At 62.5% G+C, this 13,675-nt stretch carries 1 pseudogene (cut by a window edge); it reads left to right on the top strand.

Annotation, left to right across the window (positions count from 1 at the left end):
- Positions 1-13,675, top strand: a pseudogene (locus tag N018_RS28395) (amino acid adenylation domain-containing protein); it begins 4,144 nt to the left of the window's first position.

Genomic DNA, 13,675 nt, shown 5'->3' with positions numbered 1-13,675 from the left:
CTGTTCATGGGCGCCTGGGCGGTATTGCTGGCGCGGTTGTCCGGCCAGGAAGAGGTCGTCGTCGGCATGCCGGTTGCCAACCGTCGTCGTGCAGAAATCGAAGGCTTGATCGGTCTGTTCGTCAATACCCTGGCCGTGCGTATCGATACGTCGGACGAGCCGGATGCCATGACGCTGCTGGCCCGCATCAAGGCCCGCGTGGTGCAAGCCCAAGACCATCAAGACCTGCCTTTCGAGCAAGTGGTTGAACGCCTGCGGCCGCCCCGCAGCCTGGCGCATAGCCCTTTATTCCAGGTATCCCTGACCTGGGATGGCAGCCAGGGGCTGGACTTGCAGCTGGGGGATCTGCTGCTGGAGCCTCTGGAGGAGCAGGCCGCTTTCGCAAAATTCGACCTGGCGCTGAGCGTCAGCGACAGCGCCGATAATTTCCGCTGCATCGTGGAATACGCCACCGCGCTGTTTGACCATGGCACCGTCGAACGCTATCTGGGTTATCTGGAGGCGATACTGCGTGGCATGGTCGCCGACAGCCAGACGCAGGTGAACCACATTCCGCTCTTGTCTGAGGCCGAGCGCCGGCAGTTGACCGACGGTTTCAATGCACCTGGCATGGTTTATCCGCAAGGGCAGACTTTGCACGGCCAGTTTGAAGCGCAAGTGCAGCGCACGCCGGATGCGATTGCCGTGAGCTTTGAGGATGTATCGTGGAGCTACGCGACGCTCAACGCCCAGGCCAACAGGATCGCGCATCGCCTGATCGGCCTGGGCATCGGTGTGGATGATCGTGTCGCCATCTGCACACATCGTGGCGTGCAGATGATCGCGGGCCTGCTGGGGATTCTCAAGGCCGGTGCCGCCTATGTGCCACTTGATCCTGCTTATCCCATGGAACGCCTGGCCTACACCCTCGGCGACAGCGCGCCGGTGGCGTTATTGAGCCAGCGCTCGGTGCAGGGCGCCTTGCCGGTCTCGGCAGTACCGGTCATCAGTCTCGACGATGACGGGTTGCAGGACGAATCCGACTGTAACCCGCAGGTCCCGGTAAAGCCGGAGAGCCTGGCTTATGTGATCTACACCTCAGGCTCCACCGGCCTGCCCAAGGGTGTGATGATCGAACACCGCAACGTTGCGCGGCTGTTCTCGGCCACCGAAGACTGGTTTGGTTTCAACGAACAGGATGTCTGGTCGTTGTTCCACTCGTTTGCCTTCGATTTCTCGGTCTGGGAAATCTGGGGCGCGTTGCTGCACGGCGGACGTCTGTTGATCGTGCCGCAACTGGTCAGCCGCTCGCCCGAAGACTTCTATAACCTGCTGTGCAGCGCCGGAGTGACGGTGCTCAACCAGACGCCGAGTGCGTTCCGCCAACTGATTGCTGCGCAGGGCGAAAACCCACAGGCGCATTCGCTGCGCCAGGTGATTTTCGGCGGTGAAGCGCTGGAAACCGCGATGCTCAAGCCGTGGTATGCCCGCAACGTGAATGCCGGTACACAGTTGGTGAACATGTATGGCATCACCGAAACCACCGTGCATGTGACCTATTACCCGGTGCAGCCTGAAGACGCCAAAGAGGGCTTCGCCGCTCACATCGGCAAACCGGTGGGCAACACGCAGTTTTACCTGCTCGACGAGCAACAGCAGCCTGTGCCACTGGGCGTTGCCGGCGAGATCTACATCGGCGGCGCCGGTGTGGCGCGGGGCTACCTGAACCGTGAAGCGCTGACGGCCGAACGTTTCCTCGACAACCCGTTTAGCCAGGCAGCAGATGCGCGTATTTACCGTACCGGTGACCTGGCTCGCTGGATGGCCGACGGCAGCCTGGAGTACCTCGGCCGTAACGACGAACAAGTCAAGATTCGCGGTTTCCGCATTGAGTTGGGTGAGATCGCGTCTCGCCTGAATGATCATCCGGATGTGCTCGACGCAGTGGTAGTGGCGCGCGAGGATGTGCCCGGAGACAAGCGCCTGGTTGGCTACTACACCTGCGCTGAAGACAAGACCGGGCTGGATATCGAACAGTTGCGTGCCTGGTTGTCGGGGCTGCTGCCCGAATACATGGTGCCTGCGGCCTTCGTACGGCTTGCCCACCTGCCGGTGACGGCGAACGGCAAGCTGGACCGCAAAAGCCTGCCGGCACCGGATCGCGACAGTATCGCCAGCCGGGCCTATGAGGCGCCGCAGGGTGCGATCGAAATCGCCCTGGCCAGCCTCTGGGCAGAGCTGCTGCAAGTGGAGCAGGTCGGTCGTCAGGATAATTTCTTTGAGCTGGGCGGCCACTCATTGCTCGCTGTCACCCTGATTGCGCGCATGCGTCGTCTGGACATGCGGGCGGACATTCGCGTTCTTTTTGTCCAGCCAACACTGGCGGCGCTGGCTGAGGCGGTCGGTCGCGACACCGAAATCAACGTGCCAGCCAACCTGATTGATGCGCACTGCCAGCGCATCACACCCGAGCTGCTGCCCTTGGTAGCGCTGGATCAACCAGCCATTGACCGCATTGTCGCGCAGGTACCAGGCGGTACCGCCAATGTGCAGGATATCTATCCGCTGGGTCCCTTGCAGACCGGCATTCTTTATCACCACCTGACCGCCGTGGGCAGCGATCCCTACCTGTTGCAGCCGCAGTTCGCGTTCGCCGATGCGTCGCGTCTGGACGCTTTTTGCCATGCACTGCAGCGAGTGATCGAGCGCAACGATATTCTGCGCACCGCGTTGTTCTGGGAAGGTTTGCAAGCACCGGTTCAGGTGGTCTGGCGTCAGGCCCCGCTGCGCGTTCAAGAGACGGCATTGCCGGACCTTTTCAACGCACCGCGCATGGCTCTGACTCAGGCACCGCTGCTGCATCTGGTCTACGCCCATGACCCGGACAACCAAAGGATTACCGCGGTACTGCGCTACCACCATGTGATCATGGATCATATTGCGCTCGACGTACTGAGTCATGAGTTGCAGGCCATACTGCTGGACAACGAAGCCGGGCTCGCAGCGCCCGTGCCGTACCGCAACTACATCGCCCACGTCCTGCAAGGGCCTGGCGATGACGCCCATGAAGCGTTCTTCCGCGAGCAGTTGGGCGATGTGGACGAGCCGACCTTGCCTTACGGTCTGGCAACGGCTTCCGCCGAGCAGATTCCTGGCGAGGCCCGACTCACACTGGACAGCGACCTGTGCAGTCAGGTCCGCGATCAGGCACGGCAGTTGAGTGTCAGCGCCGCCACCTTGATGCACCTGGCCTGGGCTCAGGTGCTGGGGCAGTTGTCCGGGCGCGACAGCGTGGTGTTCGGCACTGTGCTGTTTGGACGTTTGCGCGGGGGTGAAGGGGGTGAGCGCGCCCTGGGTGTGTTTATCAATACCTTGCCACTGCGCATGGATCTGGGTGTGCATTGCGCGCGCAGCGCGGTGCTCGACGTCCATGACCGTCTGGTCGGGATGCTTGCCCACGAGCATGCTCAGTTGGCGCTTGCCCAGCGTTGCAGTGCCTTGCCGGCTGGCGCGCCGCTGTTCAATACGTTGCTCAATTACCGGCACAGCGCCGCAGCCAGGGTTGATGACCCGGCGAGCAGCGCCGCATGGCAAGGCATTGAGGTCATTCACGCAGAAGAGCGTAGCAATTACCCGCTGACCTTGAGCGTCGATGACTTTGGCGATGATTTCGGCCTGACTGTCCAGGCTGCACCGGGTATTGATCCGCAGCGGATCTGCGCCTATCTGCAACAGGCCCTTGCTCATCTGGTGCAGGCATTGGAGCAGCAATCGGAAACAGCCCTGATAGAATCGTCCGTAGTACCGCAGGCTGAGCACGAGCAACTGCTGGCCTCGTTCAACGATACCCGTCGTGACTACCCTCGCGAGCAAACCGTGCACCGCCTGTTCGAGCGTCGTGCGGCGCTTCATCCGCATGCCATCGCTGCTGTGCACGGCCGACGCTCGCTGACGTATGGCGAATTGAACGAACGTGCCAACCACCTTGCGCATTACCTGATGGGGCAGGGCGTACGGCCCAATGAGCATGTGGCGATTCTGCTGCCACGCTCGCTGGAACTGCTGATCAGCCAACTGGCCATCGGTAAATGCGCGGCGACTTATGTACCGCTGGATGTCAATGCGCCCGCCGAGCGGCAGCACTACATGATCGATGACTGCGGGGCGAAATTCGTATTGACGCAGAGCGCCATGTTGATTGCCCCGTCCGTGCGGCGCATCGATATGGACCAACTGCAGCTCGATGACCAGCCTGCTCATGACCCGGGCCTGCCGCAGGCGTCGGACACCGCGGCTTACGTCATGTACACCTCGGGTTCCACCGGGGCGCCAAAAGGTGTGCGCGTCGCCCATCGCGGCATTGCGCGCCTGGTGCTGAATAACGGCTATGCCGATTTCAACGAACAGGACAGCATCGCCTTTGCCTCCAACGCGGCGTTCGATGCCAGCACGATGGAAGTCTGGGGTGCCTTGCTGAACGGTGGGCAGCTGTTTGTGATCGAGCACACGACGCTGATCGACCCGGCACGTTTCAGCGCAGCCTTGCGTCATGGCAATGTCAGTGTGTTGTTTCTCACCACAGCGCTGTTCAACCAGTACGTGCAACTGATTCCTGAAGCGCTCACTGGCTTGCGGCTGCTGCTCTCTGGCGGCGAGCGTGCCGATCCCGTCAGCTTCCGGGCAATGCTGGCCCAGGCACCTGGGCTGCAACTGCTGAACGGTTACGGCCCAACCGAGACTACGACCTTTGCCACCGTCTGCAATGTTCGGGTGCTGGCAGACAGCGCAGAATCAGTGCCTATCGGACGCCCCATCGGCAACACTCGGGTCTACGTACTCGATGCTCATCGACGTCTGGCGCCGCTGGGTGTCATCGGCGAGCTGTACATCGGTGGCGACGGCGTGGCTCTGGGGTATCTGAACCGCCCGGAGCTGAACGACGAGAAATTTATTGCCGACCCGTTCAGCGATCAGCCCGGTGCCATGATGTACCGCACGGGCGATCTGGGACGCTGGCTGGAAGACGGGCAACTGGAATGCCTGGGCCGTAACGACGATCAGGTCAAGATTCGTGGTTTCCGCATCGCCGTGCATTGCCGGAACCGGATCACTCGTCGCTGCTCGGTCTGGCCTACGAACCGCCGCAGGGTGATATTGAAGTCGCGCTGGCGCAGATCTGGGCCGAGGTGTTGCAGGTCGAGCGGGTAGGCCGCCACGATCACTTTTTTGATCTGGGCGGGCATTCCCTGCTGGCCATGCGCATGGTGTCGCAGGTTCGCCAGCAATTGGGTATGGAGCTGCCGCTCGGCGAACTCTTTGCACTGGGTGAACTGGCAGCCGTTGCTGCGGCGCTGGCGGGTGCCGGACGCAGCGAACTGTCGCTGATCCTGCCGGCGCCGCGTGACCAGTCGTTGCCACTGTCGTTTGCCCAGCAACGCTTGTGGTTCCTGGCGCAGCTTGAAGGTGGTAGCGAGGCGTACAACATCCCGCTGGCCCTGAGCCTGCGCGGCCAGTTGGACGTTACTGCGCTGACCGCTGCACTGGCGCGGATCGTCGAACGTCACGAAACCCTGCGCAGCCGTTTCATTGCCTGCGAGGAGGGGGCCGAGGTGGTCTTCACTGCGCTGCCTGGCAGCTCGCTGTTGCACATCGAGGATCTGCGTCTGCATCCGCAAACACTGGCACAGCGCGTGATGAAAGAGGCCACAGTCCCTTTCGATCTGGCACGCGGCCCCCTGATACGCGGCTGCCTGTTGCAGGTGGAGGACGAGCGTCATGTGTTGTTGTTGACCGTGCACCACATCGTCGCCGACGGCTGGTCGACCCTGCGCAGCCGTTTCATTGCCTGCGAGGAGGGGCCGAGGTGGTCTTCACTGCGCTGCCTGGCAGCTCGCTGTTGCACATCGAGGATCTGCGTCTGCATCCGCAAACACTGGCACAGCGCGTGATGAAAGAGGCCACAGTCCCTTTCGATCTGGCACGCGGCCCCCTGATACGCGGCTGCCTGTTGCAGGTGGAGGACGAGCGTCATGTGTTGTTGTTGACCGTGCACCACATCGTCGCCGACGGCTGGTCGATGGGCGTGCTGACTCGCGAGCTGTTGGCGCTGTATCCGGCGTTACGGCAGGGCAAGGCCGATCCGCTGCCCGAGCTGGCCATTCAGTACGCAGACTATGCGGTCTGGCAGCAAAGCTGGATGAGTGGCGAGCGTCTGCAACACCAGGCCGCCTACTGGCGTCAGACCCTGGACGGCGCGCCGACGCTGCTGACCCTGCCCACCGACCGGCCACGTCCGGTGCATCAGGACTTTGCCGGTGCCAGCCTGGCGATCCGACTGGATGCTCATCTGACCGCAGGCTTGCGTGCCCTGGCGCAACGCCAGGGCGTGACGCTGTACATGACCTTGATGACCGCCTGGGGAGCGCTGCTGGCGCGTCTTTCCGGGCAGGCCGAGGTTGTGATCGGCAGCCCGATTGCGGGGCGTGGTCGCGCTGAACTGGAAGGGCTGATCGGGCTGTTCGTCAATACGCTGGCCGTGCGTATCGACACGTCTTCGGCCGCGACCGGTGAAGCATTGCTGGCCCAGGTCAGGAGTCGGGTGCTGGAGGCTCAGGATCATCAGGACCTGCCATTCGAGCAGGTGGTGGAAATTGTTCGTCCGGCACGCAGCCTGGCGCACGCGCCGCTGTTCCAGACCACGCTCAACTGGTTGGCCGGGGATACTTCGCTGCCGGACATGGATGGATTATCGCTGGCGTTGGTGGAGCAGAGCACTCAGACCGCCAAATTCGACCTGTCGCTGAACCTCGGCGAGCACGGTGATGCGCTGGTCGGCACCTTGGACTACGCGACAGCGTTGTTCGATGAAGCGACGGTGAAGCGCTACTGCGGCTATTTCGAGCAGTTGTTGCACGCGCTGGTGAACAACGAACAGGTGGTGATCGACCAGATACCGCTGGTGGGCGAGCAGGAACGTCAGTATCTGCTTGATCATCTCAACCCCGCTGCGCAGCACGTTGCGCAAGGCCAGACGGTGCATGCCCTCATCGAAGCGCGAGCGATCAGTACCCCTCACGCCATCGCTGCACAGGTGGGCAACCATTCATTGAGCTACGCCGAACTGAATCGACACGCCAATGCGCTTGCTCATTATCTGATCAGCCTCGGCGTGCGCCCGGATGATCGGGTGGCGGTGGTTGCACGGCGCGGGTTGCAAACCCTGACCGGTTTGCTGGCCGTACTCAAGGCCGGTGCCTGCTATGTGCCGGTAGACCCCGCGCACCCGGATGAACGCATTGCCTACTTGCTGAGCGACAGTGCGCCGGTGGTGGTGCTGGCCCAGCAGGCTGTCATCGGACGGCTGCCGCCGCTGGCTGTGCCGGTGGTTGCGCTGGACCAGCCGAACTGGCCAGCGCTGGAGCACAATCCCCAGGTGTCGGGCCTGAATGCTGCCCACCTGGCTTACGTCATCTACACCTCGGGCTCGACCGGACAACCGAAAGGCGTCATGGTCGAACACCGCACCCTGACCAATCTGGTGCATTGGCACTGTGAGGCGTTTGCTCTGCACGCAGGCAGTCACACCGCCAGCGTGGCCGGCTTCGGTTTCGATGCCATGGCCTGGGAAATCTGGCCTGCCTTGTGCGTCGGTGCGACGTTGCACCTGCCGCCAGCAGACATCGGCAACGAGCAGCTCGATGCGCGCTGGCGCAGCCGCTCCAGGTCGCGTTCCTGCCGACGCCGGTTGCCGAATACGCGTTCAGTCACGAATTGCGTCACCCGACCTTGCGCACGTTGCTGATTGGCGGCGACCGCCTGCGCCAGTTCCACCGTGATCCGGGCTTTAGCGTAATCAACAACTATGGCCCGACCGAAGCAACCGTGGTCGCCACCTCGGGACCGCTGCTGCCGAACGGCAGCCTGGATATCGGCAAGCCGATTGCCAATACGTGCGTGTACCTGCTGGACGCGCAGCAACAACTGGTGCCGCTCGGCGTCGCCGGCGAGCTGTACATCGGCGGTGAGGGGGTGGCGCGGGGTTACCTGAACCAGCCGCAACTGACTGCAGAGCGTTTCCTGCGCGACCCGTTCAGCGGGAAAGCCGCAGGCGCGCATGTACCGCACCGGCGACCTGGCGCGCTGGAACGCCGATGGCACGCTGGATTACCTGGGCCGCAACGACGACCAGGTGAAGATTCGCGGCATGCGCATCGAACTGGGTGAAATCGAGGCGCAATTGGCGCAGTTGCCCGACATCGAGGAAAACCTGGTACTGGCTCGTGAGGATGAGCCGGGGCAGTCACGTCTGGTGGCTTATTTCATCGAACGTGCCGATGCTGCACCGGTTCAGGTGGCTGAATTGCGCACTGCATTGCTCACCCGTCTGCCGGGTTACATGGTGCCGAGCGCTTTCGTACGCCTCGACGCCTGGCCGTTGACCGCCAATGGCAAGGTTGATCGGCGTGCATTGCCGGTTCCAGAGCGCGAAGCGCTGCCAGGCCGTGATTTCGAAGCGCCGCAAGGTGACGTCGAAATCGCGCTGGCAGAAATCTGGAGCGAGTTGCTGCAGGTCGAGGTGGTAGGGCGTCACGATCACTTCTTTGAGCTGGGTGGCCATTCGCTGTTGGCGGTCACGCTGATCGCTCGCATGCGCCGTCGCGGCATGGACGCCGATGTGCGGGCGCTGTTCGCTCAACCAACCCTTGCGGCGCTGGCGAGCGCGATTGGCAGCGGCAGCCAGGTGAAAGTACCTGCCAACCTGATCGGCGCAGAGTGTACGCAGATCACTCCGGACCTATTGCCGCTGGTGACCCTCGATCAGTCGAGTATCGACCGAGTGGTTGCCAGCGTCAGCGGTGGCGCAGCCAACATTCAGGACATCTATCCGCTGGGGCCATTGCAGGCGGGGATTTTCTATCATTACCTGTCCGCCACCGAGGACGACCCGTATCGCTTGCAGGCGCGCTTTGCGTTTGCTGACCGTTCGCGGCTGAAGGCTTTCTGTCAGGCGCTGCAACGCGTGATCGCACGCAATGACGTGCTGCGTACTTCGCTGTGCTGGGAAGGCCTGGAAACCCCGGTGCAAGTGGTTTGGCGGCACGCGGAACTGCCTGTCGTCGAAGCATCGCTGGCGGCACTGAACGACCCCGGACAACTGGACCTCACCTGCGCGCCATTATTGCGCCTGGTGCATGCCGATGACCCGGCCAACCAAAGGATCGTTGCGGTGCTGCTGTTCCATCACCTGATCATGGATCACGTCGCCCTCGATTTGCTCAGTCATGAATTGCAGGCCGTGCTGCTTGATCAGGAGGCGCAACTGCCCGAACCGGTGCCGTATCGCAATTACATTGCGCATACCCTGCTGGGGCCGGTCGACGGCGTGCATGAACGCTATTTCCGTGAACAACTGAGCGATATCGATGAGCCGACCCTTGCGTACGGCCAGACGTGGTTGCCAGGACCTGACGTGCCTGGCGAAGCCCGGCAGCGGCTGGACGCAGCACTGAGTCAGCGTATTCGTGATCAGGTCCGTAAACTGGGCGTCAGTCCGGCCAGCCTGATGCACCTGGCCTGGGCTCAGGTGCTGGGCCGCCTGTCGAGTCGCGACAACGTGGTATTCGGCACCGTGCTGCTCGGTCGACTGACCAGCAACGAGGGGGCGGAGCGCACGCTCGGGGTGTTCATCAATACCTTGCCGCTACGCATCGATCTGGGCGAGCAAACGGCACGTGACGCCGTATTGCAGACCCATCAACACCTGACCGGTCTGCTGGCGCATGAACACGCTTCGCTGGCACTCGCTCAGCGTTGCAGTGCCTTGCCGGCTGGCGCGCCGCTGTTCAGCGCGTTGCTGAACTACCGGCATAGCTCGACAGCGGAGGCTCATGACCCTGCGGCCAGCGAGGCCTGGAACGGGATCGAATTGCTGCAAGCCGCCGAGCGCAGCAGTTATCCATTGACGTTGAGCGTGGATGATCTGGGCAGTGTCGCTGACGGCCAGCACCAGTCCGGCTTCGACCTGACTGCCTTGACCTCGGTGGGCATCGATGCACGACGCATCTGCGCCTACATGGCCAGTGCGGTAGAGCATCTGCTGATCGCCCTTGAGCAGGCACCGGACACCGCGATTCGATCGCTGGGCATGCTGCCCGATATCGAGCGCAACGAGCTGCTGCACGGCTTCAATCCTGTCCTGACAACGGCCGAAAGCGCGCTGCCGGTTCACTTGCGTATTGCACAGCAGGCCTTGAAGCAGCCAGATGCGCTGGCCGCGCAGGTTGGCGGCGAGCGCCTGACCTATGGCGAACTGAACGCGCGCGCCAATGCGCTGGCTCACCATTTGATCGGCCTTGGCGTGCGCCCGGACGACCGTGTTGCCGTGGTCGCGCGTCGCGGACTGGAGACCCTGACTGCGCTGTTGGCAGTGCTCAAGGCCGGGGCGAGTTATGTGCCGGTCGATCCGGCACATCCAGACGAGCGCATCGGTTATCTGCTGGAAGACAGCGCTCCGGTTGCGGTGCTGGCGCAATTCGATCTGCTGCCGCGCTTGCCTGACGTGCGGGTGCCGCTGATTGCGCTGGACCGTCCGCAATGGCCACAGCGCAACGAAAATCCGCAAGTGATGGCGTTGACGACGGCGCATCTGGCCTATGTCATCTACACCTCGGGCTCGACCGGGCTGCCCAAAGGCGTCATGGTCGAACACCGCACGCTGAACAATCTGGTCGACTGGCACTGTGACGCGTTCGACCTGCGCGCGGGCAGCCATACCGCCAGCGTGGCCGGATTTGGCTTCGATGCCATGGCTTGGGAAGTCTGGCCCGCACTGTGTGCCGGAGCCGTGTTGCACATGCCGCCGGCACAGATCGGCAACGAACAGCTCGATGCGCTGCTCGACTGGTGGCTGGCTCAACCGCTGCAATTCGCGTTCCTGCCGACTCCGGTGGCTGAATACGCGTTCAGCCGCGAATTGCGTCACCCGACGCTGAAAACCCTGTTGATCGGTGGTGATCGCTTGCGGCATTTCAAGAGTGATCCGGGTTTTGCCGTCATCAATAACTACGGACCGACGGAAACCACGGTAGTGGCCAGCTCCGGCGCCATGCAGCCGGGCGGTGTGCTGCATATCGGCAAACCGGTGAGCCATGCTGCGCTGTACGTGCTGGACTCGCGTCAGCAACCGGTACCGCTTGGTGTGCCAGGCGAGTTGTATATCGGTGGAACAGGCGTGGCACGTGGCTATCTGAATAAGCCGGAGCTGAGCGCCGAGCGCTTCCTCGACGATCCGTTCTGCACAGCGCCGCACGCCAGGATGTACCGCACCGGCGATCTGGTGCGCTGGCTGGCTGACGGTACGCTTGAGTACCTGGGGCGTAACGACGATCAAGTGAAAATACGCGGCATACGCATCGAACCGGGCGAGATCGAGCAGCATCTGGCGCAGTGCCCAGGCATTGGCGAAGCGGTGATTGCCACTCAGGTTCTGGACGATGGCGGCGTGCGGCTGGTGGCTTATTACACCCGGCGCGACCCGACGCTGGACAGCGCCACGCTGCGGGCTCATCTGTTGGCCCGATTGCCTGAATACATGGTGCCCGCGGCTTACGTCGGTCTCGATGCACTGCCGCTGACCCAGAACGGCAAGGTCGACCGCAAGGCCTTGCCAGCAGCGGATGTCGATGCACTCAGCAACGCGACCTATCAACCACCCTCAACGCCACTGGAAGAGCGTCTGGCGGAGCAGTGGGCGCACGTACTGGAGATCGGCAAAATCGGTCGTCACGACAGTTTCTTCGAACTGGGCGGCCATTCGCTGTCAGCAATCCGCCTGGTAAGTCTGCTGCAAAAGGCCGGTTTGTCGCTGACACTGGCCGAGTTGTTTCAGCATCCGAGTATCGCCGCGCTGGCCGGGTTGCTCGACCAGCGCCCTGCACAGTCGGTCGAGGCTCAGGAAGTGATCACCGTCAGAGCGGGCGGAAGCGAATCGCCGCTGTTCCTGATCCATGATTTCACCGGGCTGGACGCCTATTTCCCCGTCCTCGGACAACACCTGCAAGGCGATTTCCCGATCTACGGCCTGCCGGGCATCGGGCTGGGCCAGCAACAATTGCGCACCTTCGAATGCCTCGCGGCACGCATGGTCGAGCGTATTCGTCAGGTCCAGCCACGCGGGCCTTATCGCCTGGCAGGCTGGTCGTTTGGCGGGGTGCTGGCGTATGAAGTCGCGACCCAATTGTTGGGTATGGACGAGGCCGTTGCCTTTCTCGGCCTGATCGACAGTTATGTGCCGCGTCTGACCGATCAGGGCAAGGCGCGCTGGCAAGGGTCAGACCTGCTTGAGCGGCAATTGCTCACACATTGCACCGCGCACTGGCAGGCATATGCACAGCAGCAGACACAAGAGCAACACGAAACCGGCATGACGGCGCTGGGTCGTCTGAACGAACTGCAACAGCAGGCACCTTTGCCCGACTTCGATGCGCTGTTGCAACTGTGCCGCGAGGAACACCTGCTGTACGAGGAGCTGGCGCAGGCCAGCGACGCGCAATTGCGCCATTACCTGGAGCGAGAGGTGGCGCATGGTCACGCGTTGGCCCACTACCAACTGGAGTCACTTAACCTGCCGGTGCATCTGTTCTGTGCCGAGCAGCGCCCGATGTCACCCAGCGGCACCACTGCGACCCTGGGCTGGGGCGAAATTCTGCCGACCGGCCAGTTGCAGTGCGTCGATGTCCCCGGCGACCACATGAGCATGATGCAAGCGCCGCACGTCACTGTTCTCGGCCGTGCGATTGGCCAGACACTGGCCGATTTGCCTGCCACGCCTGTGCCAACAATGGTTCACCAGTCGCTGCTGGCAATCCAGAGCGGGCAGGGCGAGCATGCACCGTTGTTCTGCGTACCGGGTGCCGGTGACAGTGTGACCAGCTTCATTGGCCTTGCCGAAGCACTGGGCCCGGACTGGCCGATTTACGGCCTGCAACCGCGTGGGCTGGACGGCCGCAACGTGCCGCACAGCCGCGTGGAAGCGGCAGCGGAAAGTCATGTGCAGGCAATCGAGGCGCTGTACCCGCAAGGTCCCTTGCACCTGGTCGGTCACTCGTTTGGTGGTTGGGCCGCGCATGCCATGGCGGCGAAGCTTCAGGCACGTGGTCGCGAGGTGGCTTCACTGACCCTGATCGACAGCGAAGCACCTGGCGGAGACGGCTTGTGCAGCAAACCTTATACCGCCACGGCGGCGCTGGAGCGCTTGATCGAGGCCTTGCAGTTGTCCAGCGGCAAAGATCTGGATATCAATCCGAAAACCTTTGCCGACTGCGATTACGCCACGCAACTGAGCCTGTTACAAAGCGCCATGGTAAGGATCGGCATGTTGCCGCCACGTATGGCTCCGCAGGCATTGCAAGGCATCGTCCGCACGTTTGCCAGTGCTTTGCGCACCGTGTACCGGCCAAAAACCGGTGGCTACAGCGGCCGGGTCAGTCTGGTGCTGGTCGACGATCCGACCCTGGATGCGCTGGACAACCAGCTTGAACAGGCTTCTGCTGCAGCCGGGTGGCAAACTCTGTTGCCGCAACTCGCGTTATGGGAAGGGCCGGGCAATCACTTCAGCGTCCTCAAGGCGCCTGACGTCTACAGCCTGGCCGCCTGGTGGTACGACAGGCAGGCGGTAGGCGTGGGAGAGACGCTATGA

Source organism: Pseudomonas syringae CC1557, from assembly GCF_000452705.1.
Taxonomy (GTDB): Bacteria; Pseudomonadota; Gammaproteobacteria; order Pseudomonadales; family Pseudomonadaceae; genus Aquipseudomonas; species Aquipseudomonas syringae_F.
Note: the sequence above shows the minus strand (reverse complement) of the source record. Positions and strands in the feature narration are given on the sequence as shown.